At 61.5% G+C, this 22,941-nt stretch carries 21 protein-coding genes and 1 pseudogene; 15 read left to right on the top strand and 7 right to left on the bottom strand.

Going from position 1 to position 22,941, the window contains the following annotated elements:
- The first annotated feature begins 13 nt into the window (after positions 1 to 13).
- Both ACFWAY_RS32585 and ACFWAY_RS32580 read left to right on the top strand, forming a co-directional pair.
- Positions 14 to 856 (top strand): SDR family NAD(P)-dependent oxidoreductase, encoded by an 843-nt coding sequence (locus ACFWAY_RS32585; RefSeq protein WP_378513458.1) that lies wholly within the window; start codon positions 14 to 16, stop codon positions 854 to 856.
- A 46-nt stretch (positions 857 to 902) separates the two neighbouring features.
- Positions 903 to 1,727 carry a mycofactocin-coupled SDR family oxidoreductase gene (locus ACFWAY_RS32580; protein WP_378513457.1) on the top strand — a complete coding sequence of 275 codons (825 nt, stop codon included), beginning with the start codon at positions 903 to 905 and terminating at the stop codon, positions 1,725 to 1,727.
- A gap of 112 nt (positions 1,728 to 1,839) precedes the next feature.
- On the opposite strand, the gene ACFWAY_RS32575 is transcribed toward ACFWAY_RS32580, so the two are convergent.
- The 4 genes from ACFWAY_RS32575 to ACFWAY_RS32560 all read right to left on the bottom strand — a co-directional run bounded on the left by ACFWAY_RS32575 (position 1,840) and on the right by ACFWAY_RS32560 (position 5,805).
- The gene (locus ACFWAY_RS32575; RefSeq protein ID WP_378513456.1) at positions 1,840 to 3,054 is read right to left on the bottom strand and encodes an acyl-CoA dehydrogenase family protein; all 1,215 of its coding nucleotides are present in this window, start codon (positions 3,052 to 3,054) and stop codon (positions 1,840 to 1,842) included.
- Positions 3,055 to 3,291: 237 nt separating this feature from the next.
- On the bottom strand, positions 3,292 to 3,651 hold the full coding sequence (locus tag ACFWAY_RS32570; RefSeq protein ID WP_378513455.1) for a hypothetical protein: 360 nt from the start codon (positions 3,649 to 3,651) through the stop codon (positions 3,292 to 3,294).
- A gap of 95 nt (positions 3,652 to 3,746) precedes the next feature.
- Positions 3,747 to 4,481 (bottom strand): SDR family NAD(P)-dependent oxidoreductase, encoded by a 735-nt coding sequence (locus ACFWAY_RS32565; protein ID WP_378513473.1) that lies wholly within the window; start codon positions 4,479 to 4,481, stop codon positions 3,747 to 3,749.
- 142 nt (positions 4,482 to 4,623) lie between these two features.
- Positions 4,624 to 5,805, bottom strand: coding sequence for an MFS transporter (locus ACFWAY_RS32560; RefSeq protein WP_378513454.1), 1,182 nt, complete (start codon positions 5,803 to 5,805; stop codon positions 4,624 to 4,626).
- A 143-nt stretch (positions 5,806 to 5,948) separates the two neighbouring features.
- Between ACFWAY_RS32560 and ACFWAY_RS32555 the strand changes: the two genes are divergently transcribed.
- Entirely contained in the window at positions 5,949 to 7,115 is a 1,167-nt protein-coding gene (locus ACFWAY_RS32555) for an acyl-CoA dehydrogenase family protein (RefSeq protein WP_378513453.1), read from the top strand.
- Positions 7,116 to 7,706: 591 nt separating this feature from the next.
- Here ACFWAY_RS32555 and ACFWAY_RS32550 read toward each other — a convergent pair.
- The gene (locus ACFWAY_RS32550) at positions 7,707 to 8,321 is read right to left on the bottom strand and encodes a superoxide dismutase (protein WP_378513452.1); all 615 of its coding nucleotides are present in this window, start codon (positions 8,319 to 8,321) and stop codon (positions 7,707 to 7,709) included.
- A gap of 266 nt (positions 8,322 to 8,587) precedes the next feature.
- Between ACFWAY_RS32550 and ACFWAY_RS32545 the strand changes: the two genes are divergently transcribed.
- From ACFWAY_RS32545 to ACFWAY_RS32535, 3 genes are all read left to right on the top strand, one after another.
- Complete coding sequence (locus ACFWAY_RS32545; protein WP_378513451.1) at positions 8,588 to 9,130, top strand: transposase; 543 nt, start codon at positions 8,588 to 8,590, stop codon at positions 9,128 to 9,130.
- Between the two features lie 134 nt (positions 9,131 to 9,264).
- A complete protein-coding gene (locus ACFWAY_RS32540; protein ID WP_378513450.1) occupies positions 9,265 to 10,038 on the top strand; it encodes an enoyl-CoA hydratase/isomerase family protein in 774 nt (257 codons plus the stop codon).
- A gap of 67 nt (positions 10,039 to 10,105) precedes the next feature.
- Positions 10,106 to 11,659, top strand: coding sequence for a class I adenylate-forming enzyme family protein (locus tag ACFWAY_RS32535; protein ID WP_378513449.1), 1,554 nt, complete (start codon positions 10,106 to 10,108; stop codon positions 11,657 to 11,659).
- A 6-nt stretch (positions 11,660 to 11,665) separates the two neighbouring features.
- On the opposite strand, the gene ACFWAY_RS32530 is transcribed toward ACFWAY_RS32535, so the two are convergent.
- Positions 11,666 to 13,987, bottom strand: coding sequence for an ATP-binding protein (locus ACFWAY_RS32530; protein ID WP_378513448.1), 2,322 nt, complete (start codon positions 13,985 to 13,987; stop codon positions 11,666 to 11,668).
- A gap of 223 nt (positions 13,988 to 14,210) precedes the next feature.
- Entirely contained in the window at positions 14,211 to 16,253 is a 2,043-nt protein-coding gene (locus ACFWAY_RS32525; protein ID WP_378513472.1) for an FAD-dependent oxidoreductase, read from the bottom strand.
- Positions 16,254 to 16,665: 412 nt separating this feature from the next.
- Here ACFWAY_RS32525 and ACFWAY_RS32520 point away from each other — a divergent pair, with 412 nt between their 5' ends.
- The 9 genes and pseudogenes from ACFWAY_RS32520 (at position 16,666) to rutA (ending at position 22,911) form a co-directional block, all read left to right on the top strand.
- Positions 16,666 to 17,160: a VOC family protein gene (locus tag ACFWAY_RS32520; RefSeq protein WP_378513447.1), complete on the top strand. Its 495-nt coding sequence runs from the start codon at positions 16,666 to 16,668 to the stop codon at positions 17,158 to 17,160.
- A 289-nt stretch (positions 17,161 to 17,449) separates the two neighbouring features.
- Positions 17,450 to 17,860, top strand: a complete 411-nt coding sequence (locus ACFWAY_RS32515) for a carboxymuconolactone decarboxylase family protein (RefSeq protein WP_378513446.1) — start codon at positions 17,450 to 17,452, stop codon at positions 17,858 to 17,860.
- A 102-nt stretch (positions 17,861 to 17,962) separates the two neighbouring features.
- Positions 17,963 to 18,148, top strand: coding sequence for a ferredoxin (locus tag ACFWAY_RS32510; RefSeq protein WP_378513445.1), 186 nt, complete (start codon positions 17,963 to 17,965; stop codon positions 18,146 to 18,148).
- A gap of 99 nt (positions 18,149 to 18,247) precedes the next feature.
- Positions 18,248 to 19,927 (top strand): FAD-dependent oxidoreductase, encoded by a 1,680-nt coding sequence (locus ACFWAY_RS32505; RefSeq protein ID WP_378513444.1) that lies wholly within the window; start codon positions 18,248 to 18,250, stop codon positions 19,925 to 19,927.
- 126 nt (positions 19,928 to 20,053) lie between these two features.
- Positions 20,054 to 20,182: a biotin carboxylase N-terminal domain-containing protein gene (locus ACFWAY_RS32500; protein ID WP_378513443.1), complete on the top strand. Its 129-nt coding sequence runs from the start codon at positions 20,054 to 20,056 to the stop codon at positions 20,180 to 20,182.
- A gap of 41 nt (positions 20,183 to 20,223) precedes the next feature.
- Entirely contained in the window at positions 20,224 to 20,421 is a 198-nt protein-coding gene (locus ACFWAY_RS32495; protein WP_378513471.1) for a biotin carboxylase N-terminal domain-containing protein, read from the top strand.
- Positions 20,400 to 20,952 (top strand): annotated as a pseudogene (locus ACFWAY_RS32490) (biotin/lipoyl-containing protein); the annotation flags it as partial. The gene ACFWAY_RS32495 and the pseudogene ACFWAY_RS32490, both read left to right, overlap by 22 nt.
- Before the next feature lie 170 nt (positions 20,953 to 21,122).
- Entirely contained in the window at positions 21,123 to 21,689 is a 567-nt protein-coding gene (locus ACFWAY_RS32485) for an NADPH-dependent FMN reductase (RefSeq protein WP_378513442.1), read from the top strand.
- A 121-nt stretch (positions 21,690 to 21,810) separates the two neighbouring features.
- Positions 21,811 to 22,911, top strand: a complete 1,101-nt coding sequence (rutA, locus tag ACFWAY_RS32480) for a pyrimidine utilization protein A (RefSeq protein WP_378513441.1) — start codon at positions 21,811 to 21,813, stop codon at positions 22,909 to 22,911.
- Positions 22,912 to 22,941: the final 30 nt, after the last annotated feature.

Here is a 22,941-nt window from a genome sequence, read left to right as displayed (position 1 = left end):
GGAGGTAAGGTCAATGCCAGCGGTACTCCGCGGACTCGAGGGTAAGAACGTCCTGATCACCGGCGCTGCCAAAGGTGTGGGCTTCAGCAATGCCATGGCATTCGCGGAGGCCGGTGCCGACATCGCCGCGATCGACATCGCGGCGCCGATCGCCGACATCTATCCCCTAGCCACCAAACAGATGCTCGACGACACGGTCGTGGCGATAAACGAGAAGGGTCGCCGCTGCATTCCATTGCCGTGCGACATTCGCGACGAAGGCCAGGTCGAGGCGGCGGTGAGCCAGGCGCTGGACTTCTTCGACGGGCGCATCGACATTCTGGTCAACAACGCCGGGGTTGCCGCCTTGGACAGCATCCAGGAAATGCGTGGTCACGTCCTCGATGCGGTGTTCGACACGATCGTCAAGGGCCACATGTACGTGGCCAAGTATGTCGTACCCACCATGATCGGCCGCAAAGCCGGGAAGATTGTCAACATCTCGTCCGGTGTCACCGGCGCAGGGCTGGCGATGGTCTCGCACTATGTCGCGGCCAAGCACGCGATCAACGGATTGACCTCGGCGTGGGCGTTCGAGCTTTCCGAGTTTGGTATCAACGTGAACGGGGTTGGTCCCGCCACGATCAGGCCGGGTGACGGTCAAGGCTCGGGAATGGTGGTGGGGCTTGCGAACGAGCTCGGGATGAGCCTCGAGGATGCCTTTGAGATGTTCTCCGACAAGGGAAACATGCCAGGCGAGAAGTGGCGCACCGACACCGGGGACGTCACCGATGCGGTGTTGTTCCTGGCCTCGGACAACGCCGATCAGATCACCGGCCACGTGCTCTACGTCGACGGTGGGCAGGCGGCCAAGTGAGGACCGGATCATGAGGGATGGGACGAGAACTCACGAGGAGGATCGCATGACTGGGACGCTGGACGGCAAGGTCGCTCTGATCACCGGTGCGGGACGGGGCCAGGGCAGGTCGCATGCTCTCCGTTTGGCCGAGGAAGGCGCCGACATCATCGCCGTCGATATCTGCAAGCCGATCGACTCGGTTCCCTACCCAATGGCATCGTCGGAGGACCTCGATGAGACAGTTCGGCTGGTCGAGAAACTGGACCGTCGAATCGTCGCCCTGCAAGCGGACGTACGCGATTTCGAGGCCTTGGCGGCTGCAGTGCAGGCGGGCGTCACGGAGCTGGGTCACCTCGACATCGTATGTGCCAATGCGGGTATCGTGATTCAGCAAGCCGACGTAACGGGGCGAGACATCCCCGCCGAACGCTGGCGCGACGTAATCGATACCAACCTGACCGGGGTTTGGCACACAATCAAGGCCGCCCTCCCGCCGATGATCGATCAGGGCACCGGCGGTGCCATCGTGATCACATCGTCGACCGCCGGCCTCAAGGGAATGCCCCATATCGCCGACTACTCGGCGACAAAGCATGGCGTCGTCGGACTGATGAAAACGTTCGCCCAAGAGTTGGCACCGCATCGAATCCGCGTCAATACCGTGCACCCCACCGGGGTGCGAACTCCGATGGTGGAGAACTCGATGACGAGATCCTTCATGGCACAGATCTCTGACCGTGCGGACAAGATCGGCCTGGAGAACCTGCTTCCCGTCGACATGGTGGAACCGGTTGACGTGAGCAACGCGGTCCTCTGGTTGGTGTCGGAGGCGGGACGCTACGTGACTGGCGCCTCGATTCCCATCGACGCCGGATTCACCACTAGATGATTCGGCGACCACGCTCCGCCTGTGGTCGCCGAATCATGCCCAACCCCTTCGCACGTGACCTCGTCGCCGACGCGGCATCGAGACTCTGCGTCGGAGATTCGGAGCGGAACTGTCACACCCGGTATTTTCCGATCTCCCTCTTGGCGAGTGAGTTGATGTGCACCTCGTCGGGTCCATCCGCCAGACGGAGGGTGCGTAGCGCCGAATGAAACTCGGCCAAGGGGGTGTCCTGTGAGACGCCCGCACCACCGAAGATCTGGATTGCGTCGTCGAGGATCTGTTGGACGGTAGCGGGCACCGAGATCTTGATTGCCTGGATTTCGGTGTGTGCTCCCTGATTACCAACGGTGTCCATCAGCCAGGCCGTCTTGAGTGTCAGGAGCCGATTCTGTTCGATCGCGATCCGGGCCCTGGCGATCTTCTCGCGCACGACGCCCTGGTCGGACAGTGGACGGTTAAAGGCAATCCGGCTGGTGGCACGCCTGACCATGAGTTCCAACGCTCGCTCGGCCACGCCCAGTGACCGCATGCAGTGGTGGATGCGACCGGGACCGAGACGAGCTTGGGCGATCGCAAACCCCTCGCCCTCACCTTTGATGAGGTTTTCCGCCGGCACCCGTACGTTGTCGAACACAACCTCCGCGTGGCCACCGTGGTCGCGGTCCTCGTAGCCGAAGACCGTCAGTGCCCGCAGCACCGTCACACCTGGGGTGTCACGCGGGACCAGGATCATCGATTGCTGGCGGTGCCGATCGGCGCTGGGATCGGACTTACCCATCACGATGAAGATCTCGGAATTCGGGTTCATCGCACCCGTGGACCACCACTTGCGGCCGTTGATGACGTATTCGTCGCCGACGCGGGTGATCTCGGTTTCAATATTGGCGGCATCCGAGGATGCGACGCCGGGTTCGGTCATGCAGAAGGTCGATCGGATCTGGCCGCGCAGCAGCGGCTCCAACCACTGGGCCTTCTGTTGTGGGGTGCCGAACTCGTTGAGTACTTCCATGTTTCCGGTGTCGGGAGCCTGGCAGTTGAATGCGACCGGGGCGAGTCTGTGGCTGCGACCCATTAGCTCGGCCAATGGTGCATATTGCAAATTGGTCAGTCCAGCACCCCGGTCGCCCGGCAGGAACAGATTCCATAGACCTTGCTCGCGCGCGTGCCTGCGTAGATCGCCGATGATCGGCGGAACCGACCAGTCCTCGGGATTCCTCGCTGCGAGCTGTTTCTCGAGGACCTCCTCGGCCGGAAACACATGCTCATCGAGAAATGCCTGCACCCGCGCCATGAGTGAGACGGTGGTGCTGTCGAATTCGAAGTCCATCGGAGTCCTTTTGCGGTCCGTCGATCGGTGCGGTGGAAGGTACATGCAGCGGTGGCTTCCCGGATCGTCAACATGCGTTTGGGGAATTCGCGGTACCGTACGAGATACGCTCGTCGAACGCCGGAGTATCGATCCGTGGCAGCTGCCGCAGGGTCGCCGGCCGCGCCATGGTGAAGTGGACATATCGCCGATAGACCGAGATCAAGTCCACCATACGGCGCGGCCCATGGTCAGCGACTAGTCTGGCGCTGCAACCTCTTCCAGCTTGACAATCTGATAGTTCTTACCCAAATACTGTTCGTCAGTGCCGAACTCAGCCCACTGCTCTTCCCATTTGACAATGAAGTCCTTGATCTTCTGATTGTCTTCGAACATCTTGAAGGGTTCATCGCCCTCTACGACAATGAAATCGATATACTTGAATCCGACGGATCCTAAGTTCTCCTCAACGACCTTCCAATTGGAATATCGGACTACACCTGGGATGCTGTTGTAAAACGGCGTATCGACTTCGCGACAGAACTTGTCGTAATCCTCCTCGGTCCTGTCCTTCGAGATGTTATACGTAGCAAGTAGCATGAGACGTTTCGCAGTCATCGCTGCCTTCCCGCAGGATATCCCTGCCAATAGTGGGGTTCTAGGGCGGCTGCCCTCAGCGGCCTGTCGACCGCGTTGCTAATCGGATCGAACGTTTATCTGTAACCGCCGTCGAGTTTGAGGATCGATCCGGTGCAGAAGGATGAGGCATCCGTGGCGAAGTAGAGTGCTGCACCGACAATTTCATCAGGATTGCCGGGCCGCCCGAGTGCACCGCTCGTCGTGAAATGGGCCCGCATATCCGGTGTCCACGCCTCGGAAATATCGGTGAGGAAGGGTCCGCACTGGATCGTGTTCACCCGGACCTTCGGACCGAACGCCTGTGCAAGTCCGGCGGTCAGCGTGTTGAGGCCGGCTTTGGCCGCCGCATAGGGGAGTGCCTGTGGATCGGGGAGGCTTGCCTCGACCGAACTGATGTTGATGACAGATCCGCCATCTGCCGCCGCCATCCGTGATCCGATGGCTGACGCCAGCCGGAAGGGGCCCTTCAGGTTGACGCCGATCACCTTGTCGAACAAGGATTCGCTGACTTGGTCGAGACTGGGGTACAGGGGTGAGAGACCCGCATTGTTGACCAACACATCAACGCGGCCGAACTCGGCGTATGCCGACTGGACCAGTGCATCGCATTGCGCCCAGTCGCTGACGTTGCATGCCACGGGGAGTGCTTTCCGGTCGTACCGCTCACGCACTGTCGCGGCCAACTTCTCGCAGTTATCGATCTTGCGGCTCGCAATGATCACATCGGCGCCCTCCGACGCAAAGGCCTCGACCATGGCCTTGCCCATTCCACGGCTGCCGCCGGTAACCAACGCCACCTTGCCGCGCATACTCACGTCGGTCGTCTCCCTCGGATCCCTGGCTACACTAACGATCAACCGTTAGTGTAGCCAATGGCGATCGAGTGTCAACCGCAACCTCGTCGAAACTGGAGTGTGCAAGTCCGAGGGAGGACAGGCACCCGCACGACAATCACCCACTGGATGTTCTTGCCGGGACGAGTACCACCGCCACGGCAGGAAAGACCGCCGCGACGCAGAACGCTGCGACATAGCCGCCGCCGCTGACGATGACAAGGCCCAGAACGGGCGGTGTGGTCGCGGACGTCATGGTCTGGATTGTGTTCTGCACTCCCATGGCTCGGCCGGACCACTCCCTGCCGGCCAGTTCGGCGGCAGCGGTGAAACCAAGCCCGTTAGGGCTCACGGTGATCACTGCCGCAAGCGTCAACCCGACGACCACCAGCCACGGCCAACTCACATCACCCAACGCCACCAGAAGCATCACCGCCGCACTGGCGCAGGCGATCTGACGAATCGGACGGAAGCGGCTACCTACCCGATCCGACCAGTAACCAGCGCCGATCCTGCCCAACGCGCCGAACACCTGCACGCCGGCAAGGAACCAACCAGCGCGCACCGCATCCCAGTGCTGCACGGTCACCAGATACACGGGTGCAAACGCAGACACCGCGAACTGCGGAACCACCAACAGTGCGCTCGCGCCGTGTAGCCGCCAGAGGGTCGAACCACGATAGGGCGATACAGCCGGGGCGGAGGTGTCCGTGTCCCCCGCGCTCTCTCTCGGCGGATCGATGACGAGCACGGCGACAAGACCTGCGACCACGAGTGCCAGGCCCGCTGGAAACCACAACGCCGCCCGCAGGCCCCACTCATCGGCAATCGGCGGCAGAGTAAGCCCCGCAAGCCCCATACCGAGCGGCTGAGCGGTCTGCCGAACACCCATGGCGAACCCCCGCTCGGTCGCGTCGAACCAGCCCATCACTACTCGACCGCTGGCTGCATTGACCGAACTCGCGCACGCTCCCGCAAGCAGAAACAGGACAAACTGTGCCGCCAGGTCACGGGTCGCGACCGCGGCGAATGCGATCACCACGCCCGAACTGCCGAGGCCGAGCGCCATGATCAGCCGTTCACCGAAGGCGTCGGCCGCCGCGCCCCACAGAATCAGCGTCGCTACGAACCCGATGCTCGGCGCCGCCACGAGCATTCCTGCCTGTGTAAGCGAGAGCCCCTCGGAGGCAAGCAAAGTTGGGACCAGAAACGGGATCCCGAAGGCAAAGACGCAGTTGGCGGCTTGAGCGAGAAGCCCGAGAATGAGGATCAACCACCGTCGCGGAGGCTTAACCGGCATTCCCGCTCCCACCCGTAATCGTGATACTAACAAGTGTACGTAAGTGTCATGAAATCGACAACCACGGCGATCGGTTTGTGGATCCCGCGCAGCTGTGCCGTCACGTGACCGTCACCAGAGACTACGAAATGCGAGGAAGTAGAGTGGATTTCGATCTGTATGAGGAGCAGCAGCTATTCCGGGAGAGCGTCCGGCGGTGGGTGGACCGGGAGGCGCCCAAGCCGTGGGCGCGTGAGCTGGAGAAGGATGAACACACTTTTCCTCACGCATTGTGGGACAAGTTCACCGCAGCAGGATTCCACGGCATCGGTGTGGCCGAGCAGTACGGGGGTCAGGGCGGGGACATCATGACCCAGATGATCCTGGCGCGGGAGCTCGCGCGGTCATTGGCCGGACTGACTTGGGTGTGGGGAATCACCTCGTTTGCGGGAGGGAAGTCGGTCGGGTTGTATGGCACCGAACAGCAGAAGCGTAGGCACCTGCCCGCCATCGCCGAGGGTCGCGAAAAGTGGGCAATCGCGTTCACCGAGCCGGGGGGCGGTACTGACCTACTCGGCGCAATGCGGACGAAGGCGACGAAGATCGACGGCGGATGGGTGCTCAATGGACACAAGACTTGGAGTTCGATGGCGCACGTCGCGGACTACATTCTCCTCCTGGCGCGCTCCGATGAGTACACCGAGAAACGGCACCAGGGTGTGTCACTGTTCATCCTGCCCGCCAAGAGCGAGGGCGTGACGACATGCGAGATACCCAAGCTCGGTATGCGGTCGCTTGGCTCGTGCGATGTCTATCTGGACAATGTCTTCGTCGCGGACGAGAACCTTTTGGGGGAGCCGAACCGCGCCTGGTACATGCTCCTGCCCACACTGAACAACGAGCGCATCATGCTGTCGTCGTTCTGTGTGGGGATCATGGATGGCGTCCTGGAAGATGCGTTGCGATTTGTACAGGACCGTGAGGCATTCGGAGGGCCGATCGCCCGCTTCCAGTCGCTGCAGCATCACATCGCCAACATTCTGATGTGGCGCGACCAGGCGGAGCTGATGGTCTATCGGGCGGCGTGGTTGCAGTCACGCGGTCGGCCGTGCGGGCAGGAAACCAACATGGCCAAGGTCGTCGCCTCGGAACTGGGCAGCCGCGCCGCGGACCTGGGGTTGCAGATTCTCGGGGGTATGGGTTACTCGGCCGAGACGGACATGCAGCGCTACTGGCGCGACGCGCGGTTGTACCGGATCGGGCCGGTGACAAACGAGATGGCCCGTAACAGCATCGCCGAGGGTCTTGGACTGCCAAGGTCGTTCTTTTGACCGCCGTCTCATGCAACACCGCCTGGCGGCGCACAGCGCCGGTACACGAACCCCGGTTGCCTCGAGTCAAGGATGCGCGCGAAGGACCTTAAGGGGGCAGCCGAAACTCCGCGATAAAAAGCCGACGATCGGGATGGGTGCCGACCGTGGTTGATCCGGCGCATGGCCAATTTGTGTTCGTGCCCGGAATCGTGTTTGGTCGCCCTTCTGGCGAAGTCCACCGAGGTCATGCTCGGCATCGAATTGACAGCACCCCACGATCACGCTGGGCGGCCACCGTTGTCAACTCGTCCAGGTACGGGAGGAGTTTGGCTTCCGTCTGGATTCCGCTCCGGCACTTGGTCAATTCTCGCCGCGGACGACACTCTGCTCATGCTGGACTGGCCCGGAGCAGCGTCAACCGTGTGATCGGTTGCGACCGTCCAGAGCACGCTCAGGTCAGATCCGTGCGTCGCCCGGCCACCCCCGGAGACAGCAACTCAGTCATTGGCCGGACCCTGCCCGGTTACAGGGCGGCACCCGCAAAAGCTGCCGCCCCGGACCGTGCAGACTGTCCGGGGCGGCAGCTTACCTGTGATCAGGCGGGGACGATCAGCTCGGCACTAGGGTGCAGGCCTTGTCGAAGCGCTCGGCGGCGTCCGCCCAATTGACGACGTTCCACCAGGCCTTGATGTAATCCGGCTTGACGTTCTTGTACTGCAGGTAGAACGCGTGCTCCCACATGTCGAGCATGACCACGGGGATGATGCCGACCGGGGTGTTGCCCTGCTGGTCGGTCAGCTGCTGGATGACCAACTGCTCGCCGATCGTGTCGTACGCCAGGATCGCCCAGCCGGAACCCTGCAGGGTCGTGGCGGCTGCGGTGAAGTGCGCCTGGAACTTGTCGAACGAACCGAAGTCGTTGTCGATCGCCCCGGCCAGGTCACCGGTCGGCTTATCGCCGCTGTTTGGGGCGAGGTTCTTCCAGAAGATCGAGTGGTTGGTGTGACCACCCAGGTGGAAGGCGAGGTTCTTCGACAGTGAGAGCGCCTTACTGGCGATAGTGCCGTCCTCTCGAGCCGCGGCCATCTGCTCGAGCGCGTCGTTTGCGCCCTTGACGTAGGTCGCGTGGTGCTTCGAGTGGTGCAGTTCCATGATCTCGCCGGAGATGTGAGGCTCGAGAGCGCCGTAGTCGTAGGGGAGGTCGGGAAGCGTGTATTCAGCCACGAGTTGTCTGTCCTTTGTGGGCGTGTGGACGCCCTGATAGTGGATGTTGGTTGAAGCGTCCAGCTCTTTCCGCGTCGCTATCGGGTTCCGCTCCGCAGCCTTCTTGCCGTCGCGGGAATTACTGCGGGCCGCGACCGGGTGGTGCGTGCCGTCATCCGCGAACTCGATAGGCCGAACAGCGCCAACCGGACGCGGTTAGCGTGCGCGCTCAACCGCTTTGGCGTCAAGGCCCTTTCGATGCCGTCTTGCCGTCGGCGAGCCAGTCCATGGCGGCGTACACCTCGCCGGTGCGAGGACCGCGTCCGTGTCGCGAAAAGGGTCGATCTGCAGAATCTTCGCACCAGTTCGCCCAGAACCGGATCTGGCTCGCCATCGTCCAACTCGCCAGCGAGCTGATCGCATGGACCCAGATGCTCGCCCTCCCCGAGCGTCGGGCTCGCCGATGGGAGCTGAAACGCCTTCGACTGCGGCTGCTGCCCATCGCCCGGCGTATCGCCCGCCGCACCCACCTGCGGCTGTCAGCGCACGCACCGTTCACCGACCTGCTCACCACCGCACTCGCGGCCTCGCCGCATTGCCGGCGCCCCGCCCAACAGAACCGATGTCAAACCGACCCGAACGGACCTTCACCGCCGGACCGTGGACCCGGCCTTCACCGGCGACTCGGGCGGACGGCCACGCTCCGAACCCGCTACGACGACCGAGGAACACCAGTCCGGAACCTGATCGGGCCGACGCATCAACTCACGAAAGATCGAGGCTGGAACCGGCGCGGCCCGCTCCTGCCGTATTCCGCCGTGCACCCTTGACAGCGGCAAGACCCATAGAAGATACTCACAGTCGTTAGTTAGTCCCCCAATCTGGTCTTCGACCTGAGGCTGGCACGCGCCGCCAACCGCGGCAATCGCGTGCGCCAAGTCTGTCCATAGAGAGGTGTATTTTCGTGTCGATCGAGTCCGGGAAAGTCAAGTTCGAGATCGTGGGCAATACCGCGCTCATAACCCTCAACGACGGAGCGCGACGCAATGCGCTCGGCCCGGATATTCGAAACGGAATACTACAGGGACTTGACGCAGCGTTGTCGGACGATGACGTGAATGCAATAGTTCTCACAGGCTCGGGGCCCGCTTTTTGTGCCGGCGGCGACTTCCGCAACGATTTCCTCGCGGTACGGAACGATCCGCGGGCGATCGACAGCCTACTGACCGAACTGTTCGGGCTCTTCCGGGCAATTGAGAAATGTGCAAAGCCAGTCATCTGTGCGGTGAATGGATTTGCGCTGGCCGGTGGCATGGAGATCGTCCTGTCCAGTCATCTGGCAGTCGCCTCGTCAGAGGCGGTGTTTGGCCTACCTGAGCCCATGGTTCTTGGCGTACCCGCGGGATATGCGGTTTCTCGTATCCAGCGGCAGATTGCGAGAAAGCACGCGAACGAAATTGTTCTGCTGGGTGAGCGGCTCAGTGCACAGCGTGCGGCCGACATTGGCCTGGTGAATCGTGTGGTACCGCCCAATGAGGTTGTTCCCGCAGCGTTGGAACTCGCGGAGAAGATCGCGCAGGCCTCGCTTCTGGCCATCCAGACAAGCCTGGAATACCTTTCGGCCGGCGATACCGGTGAAGAATTACAGCATGCTCGCCGGACAGTTGGTTCGGTCTTCTGCACGCCCGATGTCGAGTCGAGAATCGATCGGTTCCTCGACCGCAGTCGGAATAAATGATTCCGCGAGCGATCTCTTTGCCTCCGGCTCACCGGTCAGCATACAACCTGTAGGGAATGGAGTCACCGTGAACTTGGTGTGGGATGTTTTCGAGCGGGGTCTGCGACGTAACCCCGGGAATCCGCTATTCGTCTTGGATGATGGTACCTATTCATATGCCGAGTTCGGTGCCGCCGTCGACCGGTTCTGCTGGGCACTTGCAGGCCTCGGCGTAACCAAGGGCGATCGGGTCAGTTACTACATGAGTAATCGATTCGAGGCTCTTGTCACGTACTGGGCGTGCATCAAAATGGGTGCCGTGCTGGTACCGCTAAACGTCATGCTGCGCCCGAGGGAAGTTGTCCACGTACTGAACGACGCCGGTACCAAGGTTTTGGTGGCTGACATGGGCGTACCGAATGTCCGGGCGAGCCTGGAGTCGAGCGTGCCGGAGCTGCGGACAGTCGAGGCCATAGTTCCTTGCCGAGGAACAGTTCCGGGTTATCGAAGCTGGGAAGCTGTTCTAGAAGCTGGACGCGGCGATCCATTTTCCGTTGTGGACTGTGCTGAAGACGATGTGGCGCAGTGCTTTTACACATCCGGGACCGAAGGTCGGATGAAGGGTGCCGTCACGAGTTACGGGTCGCTCTTCGACATAACACAAAACTATGTTCTGTCGTTCGGGTTCAGGCGCACTGACGTAGCAGTTACGTCGATGCCGATATATGCCGCATTCAGCCCATGGTTTATTCTTCAACCGATCATGCAGGTCGGCGGCACGGTAATTCTGCATGAAACTTTCGATGCGAAACGGATACTCGGCGATATCGAACGTTATCACGCAAACTATTTCTGTGGCTCACCGACGATGTTCGTTTCGCTACTGGCGGAGCATCAATCGGACGCGGCCGACTTCGATGTCTCATCTCTGCGTACGTGCGGCGTGTCTGGGGCCAAGATGCCGGAGGACCTGATCGCCGCCTTCGAGGCGGAGCTTGGTTGCCGGATCGGGGAGGTCTACGGCCAAACTGAAACGGGACCCGTTGCGGTCACACCCGTCTATGGGCAGCGTCGGGCTGGCGCTGCAGGGCTGCCCGCCGGCGGTACGACGATTCGCATCCTCAACGAGCAGGATGAGGCTCTGCCGCACGGTGAAGTGGGGGAGATTGTCGTCCAAAGCTCCATGTGCACCCGCGGATACTTGAATCTTCCGGATCTGTCCGAGGAGCTCTGGCGGTCAGGCTGGCTACACACGGGCGATCTCGGATATCTCGATGAGGATCAATTCCTCTATGTAGTCGACCGGAAGAAGGACGTCATCATCACGGGTGGGGCGAATATCTATCCCGCAGAGGTCGAGCAGGTGCTCATGGAGCATCCAGGAATTCTTCATGCGGCAGTAGTTGGTGTCCCCGATTACAAGTATGGAGAGCTTCCCAGGGCGTACGTCGTCCGCGGTGCCAACACAGTTCTCGACGATAGCGACGTTATTTCTTTCTGTCGTGAAAGGCTGGCCAAGTACAAGGCCCCGCGTTCCGTGGTATTTCTCGAGGAGGCGGAGCTGCCGATGACCGCAAACAGGAAGATCCTGCGTCGTGAGCTACGTGATCTAGCACGTGCCGAAGCAGCGATCGACGCCTAGGTATCGCTACCTGCCGTCGGGCGGGTTGGACGAGGCCGTTCGGTGCTGAGCCACGAGAGCAGCAACTTGGGTGCGCGAGGTGAAACCGAACTTGGTGAGGATATTTTGAACGTGACTCTCCGCGGTCCGTAGCGAAATCACCAATTCGGCTGCAATTTCCTTGTTGGTCAACCCATCCGCAATCAGTTGACAAATCTCTCGTTGCCTGCGGGTGAGGCTTGCGCTCGCTCCATCCTGGACCGGCGGCTGCGGCCTTGTTGGGACGACCCGGTCGCCGAGTGCGTACGCGAGCAGGTCGTCGATGGGCATCTTTGCCCCCCGGCTGTACCCCTCGATAAACCCTTGATCGCCCATCTGTCGGCGTGCCTGAGCCTCACATCGTTCTCGCAGTGCGACAAAGTCTTTGTATCCGAGTAATTGTTGACGGCTGAATGTATTCCACAGTTGAGCTGCCGCGCCGAGTAAGGTGGCCGCCCGCACGGCGTCCCCGCTAGCAGCAGTAATCCACGCTAGAGTGTCCAGGACGAGTGCGAGTCCGAGGGTGTCGCGGAAGACTCGCTTGAGCAGGAGTCCGTCACGGACGTGTGTTGCCGCCGAATCGAGTTCGCCGCGGGTGAGCTCGATCAGGCCAATCCCCCACAAGGCATAGGACAGCAGCCACTGCGCTTGATGCTGGTCACACACCATCCGACAGGTGTCGTACTGCTCGAAGGCGAGGTCTGGTCGCCCGGTGAACAGGTAGGCGAGGCCGAGTTCGAACCGCAGGTTCACTTCGGGGTCGGTGCGTATGCCGAGTGCCAGGTAGTCCTCCAAGGCCCTCTCCATGAGTTCACAGGCGGCAACGGCCTCGCCGCGGAAAAGCCGCGTGCATCCGAGCATATGATTTGCGGCCGCAACGATCGCTCGATCGTTGAGCTCGGTGCCCACTGCTCGGCACTCTTGGCCCATCGCTTCCGCAGCATCGAGGTCACCTTGTGTGTTTGCGATGAACGCGTTGGTCCAGAGCGCCTGGCCGCGAACGATGCTGGGTGTCGACGAGAGTGCAAGCGCTCGGTCGAGCCAGTACCGCCCCTCGGCCAAGGACCCGCACGCCATCCACAGAAAGTACGGGCTAGCCAACCGCAACCCGGTCTGATGATCTCGCAATTCGCTGAGGCAGTACTCGAGCGCTACCCGCAGGTTGGGATATTCCGTTCGCAGTCGTACACACCACGTTTCCTGCGCCGGCCCGAACCATTCCTGCGCGGCGCGTTCGACTAAGCCCACGCACCAGGCAAGGTGGCGTTGGCGAACCTCAGCACAACTACTGTCAGGGTCAAGCTTCGTTTCGCCGTACTCGCGGATGGTTTCGAGCATCCGGAACCGGACACGCCCGGTGTCCTCTTCCCGAGCCAGGATCGACTTGTCCACCAGCCCGGTGATCGTCTCGAGGATGGACTCGGGGCTGGATGTGTCGTCGCCGCAAACGGCCTCAGCCCCCTCGAGATCGAACGTGCCGGCGAATGCAGAGGCTCGGGACCAGAGTGTTTGTTCGTCGCTGGTGCACAGATCGAAACTCCAATCGACGGTCGCCCGCAGCGTCTGGTGGCGTTCGGCGACCGTCCGGCTGCCGCCGGTAAGCAACGTGAAACGATGACTCAGGCTGGTGTACAGTTCGTCCACCGCGAGTACGCGCAACCGCGCCGCGGCGAGTTCGATCGCGAGAGGCAAGCCTTCCAGTTGCTGGCAGATCCGCACGATCTGCAGTTCGTTCTCCGGTGTGATCAAGAAATCCGGGACGACTGCCGTCGCACGTTCGACGAACAGGGTGACGGCTGCGAACTCCGAGGACATGCCGGATTCGGGAATCGTGCCAGGAATGGGAATGGGCAATGGCCGAATTGGCATGAGATGCTCGCCCGGAACCCCAAGGGCCTGGCGACTGGTGGCCAGCACTCGGAGTCCGGGCGCCCGACGGAGCAAGGAGTCGATGAGGGTAGCTGCGGCGGTGAGCAGATGCTCGCAATTGTCCATCACGAGAAGCATCTCGCGGTGGCGGACAAAGGCCCTGAGGACCTCTAATCGGGAGCCCGTGGAACCCTCCGTGATGTCGAGGGCATCGATCACGGTCTGAGCCAGCACCGTCTCATCTCGCAGTGGCGCCAGCTCGACTATCCAGACGCCGTCGGCGAATGCGCGGCGCAGCGAACGCGCCAACTGTGTAGCCAAACGGGTCTTGCCGACGCCGCCAACACCGGTCAGGGTGACGAGCCGGGCGTCGCTCAGCAGTTTTCTCGCCTGCGTGAGCTCGTGACGGCGCCCGACAAAGGTGGTCAGATCGGCCGGCAAACGATCTTCGGTTGACCCACGAGTTGAGGGAAATTCCCAGTCGGGTGATGCTCGCCTCGCATCTGGTGGGCGGTTGTTGCTTGATCCGTTCAACTCGGGGCCTCCACGTTTCCGCAGGCCGCCTGGGGCCAAGGGCACACAGCGAGCCTACCTCAACCAGGCGTGACGTCGGCGTAGCCACACCACGAGAGACGCGCGTATCCAGTGCAGGTTGGATCAGCTTTCAGGCCTGACCGACGAGATTCGCTTCCCGAGAAGATGAGTCTGGACGGATATCCAGGACGGTCTCCAGTAGTCCCAATGTTGACCAGTATCCCTCGTTCACGGCTTCGAATATGCCCCGCGGAGCCGCAGCGTCACCGATGATGAGCGTTCGCGGGTCATCCAGGACGTCCCGGTTTTCCGTCGGCACATGGGCCTTCCTGGAGCGGGACACGCAAACCACGCCGAATTCACCCAACGAGACAGCTTCACCGTTGTCGAGGTCGATCGCCGTGGCCTCGAGGTCGTCGATACGGCCGACCAGGTGATGGCTGACAATCTTGACACCGCGCCTGCGCAGCTGTTCGTGAAGGTCGGGGACCTCTTGAGTGCCCAGGATGCGATGGCCGAACTTCGGCTGAGCCGTTACAAGGGTTGTTGGATGACGGCCCTCGGCAAAGTAACTCGCGACCGAGTAACCAATCCAGCCGCTGTCGTCATCGATGACGAGCACCTCTCGTGATCGTCCGTCACTGAGGCTGAGCGGCGTGATCTGCGAGTCTCGCTCATACCCGGAGCGCAGGACTTCATCGGGAAATACCACGATCTTGCCGTCAATGCCCGGTAGAACCGGCTCGTCCGGCATGAGCGCACTGAACCCGGTGCGGTCGGCAGTCGACCCGGTGGCCACGATCCAAGCGTCGAATTCGGCGGACTGTCCACCGGGGGCTGATTCCCCGAGCCGGAGTGTCACCCCCAACTTGGTCACTCGATCCGCCAGCCACTGGGCGATGCCGAGCAGCGGAGCGCGCTCGACGCTTCCGACGGTGATGTATCGAAGCGCGCCGCCGAGTTCGCGTTCGCGCTCGAAGAGCGTGACCTGCGCGCCCATTCGCGCCGCGGTCTCGGCGGCTTTCAGCCCCGATATCCCGCCACCGATCACCCCGATCCGCGGAGTCACGGCGGTTTTGTCGAGCGCGACGCGGATATCACCCTCTCGCTTCTTCGATTCTCGCTCTCGACTGACAGTCGGGTTGTGTCCGCAGGACAACGGCCGGCGATCGACGCTGTGTGAGATACAGATATTCGCACCCACGCAGGGCCGCACATCGTCGACCTCCCCTGACAGGGTCTTGCGGACCAGATGTGGATCGGCGATGTTTGCCCTCGTCATGCCGACCAGGTCGGCCTTGCCGGAGGAGATGACGGCCTCGGCCTCGGCCAAGGTCGTGATCTTCCCCGCCACGATAACGGGCACACGTTCTTGAATGGCCGAGCGAATCGCGTGCGCATACGCTACGAATGTCCCAGCGGGTGCATGAACCGTTGGGATGATCTTGTTGTAGCTGAAGTGGGTGCTTGCGGTAACGCTGATGTAGTCGACAAGTCCGGCGTCGACCAGGCGCACCGCGATCTCCGCGAAGTCTTGGGTCTCGAGTCCGCCCGGAGTGAGTTCATGTCCGGCGAGGCGGACACCGAGAGCCTTCTCCGACCCCAGCTCCGATCGAACCGCATCGAGGACCTCGGTCAGGAACCTCATACGATTCACGAGAGAACCGCCGTACTGGTCGGTTCGCCGGTTGAAGACTGGCGACAGGAACTGCTGCGGCAGGTAGCCGTGGGTGGAATGCACCTCGACACCGTCGAACCCGGCCATGACCGCGTGCTTCGCCGCGAGCGCGAAGCCGGCCCGCACGTCGGCGATGTCCTGGAGTGACATCGCACGGGGGACCTCGAGGCTCGATGCCTCGGGAATGCCGGAGGGGCCGAGCAGGGGCCGACCGCTGAGGATTCCGGACTTCGCCGCTGCGCCTTTGTGGGACAGTTCCAGTACACATCGTGCACCGTGCGCGGTGACGGCTTCGACGATGCGGCTATACCCGTCAACCGACTTGGGATCGAACGCGAAGAGAACACCCTCATATGGGACATTCGACGGGTGAACGGAGCTGGCCTCCACCGTGATGAGACCTACTCCGCCCTTTGCGCGCTCCTCGAGGTAGTCAACGAGGCGCTGCGAAGGTAGATGGTTCTCGGCCAGGAACGATACGTGCGGGGTAAGCACGATTCTGTTCTTGACACGGATGGCGCCGAGGTCGATGGGCTGACGAACGAGATCCACTACCAGCTCCTAGTTCATTCATTGAGGGGTACAGCCTAACAACCGATCGTACGTGCCAGGCGCGCTGATGGTCAAGATTTCGACAGTGCAGTATCGGTGACTGAAGGCTGGACAACTTCCCTTGAAGCCGCGGGGCGTGTTGCCGTAGTTCGCGTGTTCGCTCGGCACTGGTCACCAATTCAGTTGGTCGACAGGGCTATTAACCGAGTAATGAAAGCGGGCAGGAGTGATCGCGCTGCCATCGATAACGCCCGGTGCCAGGGCCTTGTCGGCCCAAAAGGGTCCGACGTGTTGACAGCCTGCGTCGAACGCCATACGATCGCTCGTTAGTGACACCGAAACGAAGGAGAACCCTATGGCGGTCAACAACCACAAGCTTGCACACGTCTGCATGCTTGTTGAAGATATCGACAAAGCGGTAGCCGATTACCGTGAGATCCTCTCGGTTCTCGACCCGAAGCAGCTCGACAACGAGCTGGTGTTCTACAAGGACTTCGGAGTGGGTGAGGAGCGCCTCAGTTTCGCCACGTTCCCGTCGACCGAGTGCGAGATTCAATTCATGCAGCCACTGACGCCGAAGACGCCGCTGTACAGCCGTCTGGACAACAATGGCGAGGGTGTGCACCACATCTGCTTCACGTCCAGCAATGTGCGAGAGGTTACGCAGGAGTTGAAGGACAAGAATATTCGCATGAAGAACGACGGGGAGCTCGTGATGGACCCGACCATGCCGTGGCAGGAATGGGGATTCATCCACCAGGGCCCGGGGCACGGCGTTCTCATCGAAGTTGCCAACGCGTACCTGTCGATCAACGGAACATGGCAGCCCACAATTGGACTCCCCAGGTAATAATCTCGTCCGTGACCTGAGTTAATTAGTAAGGCAACCGGTTTCGAATCACGAGACTGATTCTAGGGCGAGAAGGAACGGCTCGGACCCCACGGTGGGCGGCTTGATCCGGTGGTCAAGCCGCTCGCATTGGGATCCCCTCACCTGCCACCGTTGGTGATCGGCCGCGCGACGACTGGTTCCTGTCCGATCGCCCGAATCCGAGCCGACACGCGTAGGCGATGAGTTGTTCGTTGCCAGATAACGCGAGCCCGTGAAGGGCGATGTATTGATCCGAGGGAGGGTCACGTTGAGCGATTTCCAAGAAAGAGCGATGCAAATCCGCCGCGATATTCTGGGCGATGAGCACGTCGATCGAGCAAATGCAAACATCACTCCATTTAGTAGGCCGTTTCAGGAATACATCACGCGGGTAGCGTGGGGTGAGATTTGGGGTCGGCCTGGGCTGAGTCTACGTGAGCGGAGTCTGATGACGCTCGCGATGATGGCTGTGACACGGCAGGAACACGAACTTGCCGTTCACGTACGACTGGCGCGGCGAAACGGCCTGTCGGTCGAGGAGATCGCGGAAGCGCTTCTACACGCAGGTCTGTACGGCGGCGCCGCGGCGGCAAACACTTCCTTTGCTATCGCACAACGGACGCTTGCGGAGCTCGGAGAGCCCGACGCGATCCCGTTGCGCGACGAGCAACCGGTGTGAGGCCCTGCCCGCTCGGGAATGGATTCAACGAATCATCCTCTGGACGCCATGCACATTCACTCCGCGGGAGGTGACGACGAAATGATCGATGAGCACCAACCCGTGGCGATCGAAATCGACGCCGGCAAGTGTTTCGGAATGGGGATCTGCGAGATGCTGGCACCGGACGTCACTGAGAGAGATGACGATGGAATTGCGCATACGACCGGCGCCACGGTGCCACTGTCGCTCGCGCGGGATCTGCGAGACAACTGCCCGAGCGCGGCCATCGCCATCCCCTCGGACTAGCTCGTGATCTTCGCGATGCTGCCTGCGGTGCGCTGTGCGACGGTTGCCTCCGGCCGGCAGCGTTGTTCGTGTCGGATTTAGGGATTAAGCGAGTAGAAAATGACCTACGTAATAACGCAAGCATGCTGCAATGATGCGTCGTGTGTCAGCGCGTGCCCGGTGGACTGCATTCACCCCACTCCCGACGAGGCGCCGTTCATGAGAACGGAGATGCTCTACATCGATCCCGACACGTGCATCGACTGTTCCCAATGTGTGTACGCATGCCCCGTCGACGCTATTCGTCCCGACGATGATCTCGACGATGCGATGATGCCGTTTCTCGAGATCAACGCCGCATACTACGAGAAATACCCCATCGAACCCGGTACGGCTGTGCCTCGACGCTTCACCAAAAGGGACTTCGACTATTCGTCATTGCGCGTTGCCATCGTCGGGTCCGGGCCCGCCGCTAGTTATGCCGCGTTGGACCTGCTGGCCCTGCGTGGGGTGAAGGTCGACATGTTCGAACGGCTGCTGACGCCATACGGCCTCATACGGTTCGGAGTTGCGCCTGATCATCCCGGTACCAAGGCTGTGACCGACGTCTTCCAGTCGCTGGGCAGCGAGCCCGGGTTTCGGTTGCACCTCGGTGTCGAGGTCGGCAAGCATCTCAGCCATGAGGAGTTGCTCGCGCACAATCACGCCGTGATCTACGCGGTGGGAGCAGCAGGAGATCGGCGATTGGGCGTTCCGGGTGAGCACCTTCCGGGTTCTCATGCCGCGACCGAGTTCGTGGCGTGGTACAACGGTCACCCCGACTTCGTGGACCGCCGGTTCGATCTGTCCTGCGAACGCGCAGTCATTGTCGGCAACGGAAATGTCGCGCTCGATGTCGCACGGATCCTGGTGACAGACCCCGACGATCTCGAAAAGACCGACATGGCAGACCATGCGATTGCTGCCCTGAGAAAGAGCAACATACGTGAGGTAGTGGTGCTCGGGCGCCGCGGTCCCGCTCAGGCCGCGTACACGAACCCCGAGTTCCTCGCCCTCACCAATCTCGCTGACGTCGATGTTGTCATCGATCCCGCGGACGCTGTGCTCGATGAGCACAGCATCCGCCTTATCGAGTCCGGTGCCGTCGAGCCGTCCGTGCGGATCAAGGCGGAACTCGCGGAGAGAGTTGCGGGCACGCCGGCGACGGGCGCTTCCAAACGAATCGTGTTTCGCTATCTGGAATCTCCCGTCGAGGTGGTTGGCGACGAACAACAGCTAACAGGTCTGACGATTGTGCGCAACGTCCTCAATGAGGGGCCGGACGGATCCCTTCTCGCAACACCAGGTGACCAGACCGAGCTGATCGAGGCGGGGTTGGTGCTGCGTTCGATCGGATACCGCGGTAGCTCGACGGTGGATGTGCCGTTCGACGAAGTGCGGGGCGTGATTCCCAACGACGGAGGTCGGGTCCTGGAGCCGTCGACGGGTGCGCCCGTGCCGGGCGTCTATACCGCCGGCTGGATCAAGAGGGGCCCCTCCGGCGTGATCGGAACGAACAAAAAGTGTGCGGCGGACACCGTGGAGCGGCTGATCGACGACTTCGAGAACGGCAAACTCACCGCTCCCAAGGTCGGTGCGGAAGAGTTGGAAAGACTGGTTGCAGAACGCAATCCGGATGTCGTCGACTTCGCCGGTTGGACGCGAATCGACCAGGCGGAGATTGCAAGCGGTGATTCCCGCGGCCGTACTCGGGTCAAGCTTGTCGATGTGGAGAGCATGCTTGCCGTCGTCCGTTCGTAGAGGTCCGATAGCGACGGCGGCCGGTGGCTGAGGCGAATGGTCGATCCAGCCCGAGATCGTGATTCGCGCAAGTCCTAGTACAGCATCCACCGAATCAACGGTGTACCAGGAGAGAAGTCTGCTCGCATGTTCTCGAAGGTTAGGGTCGCCAATCGTGGCGAGATCGCAGTCCGCGCGTTCCGTGCGGCCTACGAACTAGGTGCCGGGACGGTCGCGATGTCCGTACGAGGACCGCAAACCCCGGACATCGGTTGAAGGCTGACGAGGCTTACCAGATCGGTGAACCGAGCCACCCGGTGCGCGCGTATCTCTCGGTTGACGAGATCGTCGGCGCGGCCCGTCGGGCGGGGGCGGACGTCGTCTACTCGGGGTACGGCTTCCTGTCGGAGAACCCGGATCTGGCCGCCACGTGCGCGGCCGAGGGCATCACCTTCATCTGCCCGTCGACCCCAGGGGCCTCGCGGCCAGCCCCGCCGAGAGGCGCGCCACGCTGAACCGACTGCTGTTCCCCGGCCCGACCCGGGACTACGAGAACCACAGCGAATAGTACTGCTACACCTCGCTGCTCTCGCGCAACCAGTTCTTCTACGGGCTGCGCCGCGGCGAGGAGCATAACGTTCAGCTCGCCCCCGGGGTGTAGCTGCTGATCGGGCTCGAGGCAATCTACGAGCCGGACGAACGCGGCATGCGTACGGTCATGTGCATCCTGAACGGGCAGCTGCGCCCGGTCCAGGTGCGCGACCGATCGATCGCCAGCGATGTGCCGAACGCGGAGATGGCGGACAAGGCGAACCCCGAGCACCTGCCGGCGCCGTTCGCCGGTGTGGTCACGCTTGCGGTCGAGGAGGGGCCGCCGAATCGAGGCCGGCGCGACCATCGGCACCATCGAGGCGATGAAGATGGAGGCCGCGATCACCGCGCCGCGCTCCGGCACGGTCACCCGCGTCGCCATCGCCTCGGTGGCGCAGGTCGAAGGTGGAGACCTCCTGGTCGTCATAGGGGAGGTAGGGGACCACACAGGTTGACCCCGGCAACCCTTGACCGCACCCAGTGCCATGCGTACGATCGATCGTTAGTGACGACGGACACTGAAGGTGGCAACCGCTCATCCTGCGGGGCTGCATTCAGGCGACGGAGGTAAAAGTGATCCAACAGCGTCCATCCAACCCGCTCGGCGAGTGCTGGTGAGGCTGACATGAATATTGCCCTTGTATACGGAACTGCGAGCCGGCCGGGCCGCTTGTGGAGCGTTCTTGAAGCCTTCTCGGCCGCGGTGGGTCAGCAGGTGTCGAATGACAACGTCGTCAATCTGCATGAGGCACCACTTGATTGGGCAGATGGGCGCCCATTGACCGAGCTGTCGGCGGCAACGCAGCATGCAGTAGACGTCGTCTCCACTTCGGACGCCGTCGTGCTCTTCTCGCCGGTGTACCGAGCATCGATGCCCGGCGCGCTCAAGAATTTTCTCGATCTTGTGCCCGTGGAGGCTCTGGAAAGCAAGGCCCTGGGCCTGGTGTCGATGGGGGCGACGGCTCACCACTACCTTGCGGTCGACAATGAGATCAGGCGGATCGGTTCGTGGTTCGGTGCCGTGGCTCTTCCGACGAGCCTGTATCTGAGCGGGCAATCGTTCGAGAACGGCGAGCTCAAGGAAGCGGCTCTGGCGGACGTCCAGTCCTTCGCCGACACGACTCGCGCGTTCACACAACATCTGGAGAACATCGTGGTCCGTCCGCGCCCATTGGCCGCAATGTCTCGGTAGCGCCTTCGAGGCGCGTGGCATTGATCGATCAAATGCCCACTCACAAATCGACGTACCCATTCATATCGCAGTACCGGCCACTCGGTCGTCCGTGGTCCGGACCGATTCTCGAGGAGCATCCATGACCAAGATCGGTGTCTTCATCCCTATCAACAACAACGGTTGGCTGCTGTCATCCACGTCCCCGCAGTACATGCCAACTTTCGAACTAAACAAGGAAATTGCTCGGCGCGCCGAGCACTACGATCTGGATTTCTTGCTCTCGATGATCAAATGGCGCGGATACGGGGGGGAGACCGAGTACTGGGATTACGGCCTGGAGTCGTTCACCCTGATGGCGGGTCTGGCTGCCGTGACGGAGAAGATCGATCTGTACGCATCGATCGCAGTTCTCACGATGCCGCCAGCCGTCGTTGCCCGCATGGCTGTGACAATCGATTCGATCGCGCCCGGCCGGTTTGGTGTGAACATCGTTTCTGGCTGGGCGAAGGCCGAATACGATCAGATGGGCATCTGGCCCGGCGACGAGTACTTCGGCTATCGCTACGATTACTCCTCCGAGTACATGCAAATCATGCGTGAGCTGTGGGAGACGGGGCACTCGAACTTCAAGGGCGAGCATTTCCAGATGGACGACTGCCATCTGCTGCCACGCCCCTCGCAGCCCATCAAGGTCGTGTCCGCGGGTCAAAGCGACCGTGGCATGAAATTTGTTGCGGACTACTGCGACTACGGCTTCGTGGTCGACAATGGAGTTAATGTCCCCAAGGACATCGCACCGACCGTGGAGCGGCTCAACGCCGCCAAAGCTGAAGTCAGCAACGAAATCGGCTGCTACGTTCTGCAATTGGTCATTGCTGCCGAGACGGATGAAGAAGCAATGAAGAAGTGGGAGACGTACAACCAGGGCGCCGACGCCGAGGCAATGGCCGCGATGGGATTGATCAGCGCCGGCGATCCGACTGTGTCGAGTGGAGTGACGACCAGTTCGACCATCAACAACGCACTGAAGGCGAAAGTTGCCGTTCCTCACGTCATCTGCGGTTCATACGAAACAGTCGCGCGCTCACTCGATGACGTCGCAGAAATTCCCGGTGTCTCCGGCGTAATGCTGATCTTCGACGATTATCTCGTCGGGATCGAACAGTTCGGCCAGTACATCCAGCCCTTGATGAAGAGCCGCTCCGAAATCGGTGAGTCTCTGTCGGCGACCGGATCGTGATGTGGCGCGCTGGGGTGGGAGGGTCTGAGC

It is taken from the genome of Rhodococcus sp. NPDC059968 (assembly GCF_042738615.1).
GTDB lineage: Bacteria > Actinomycetota > Actinomycetes > Mycobacteriales > Mycobacteriaceae > Rhodococcus_F.
The sequence above is the reverse complement of the archived record's forward strand: the minus strand, read 5'-3'. Positions and strand labels throughout refer to the sequence as shown.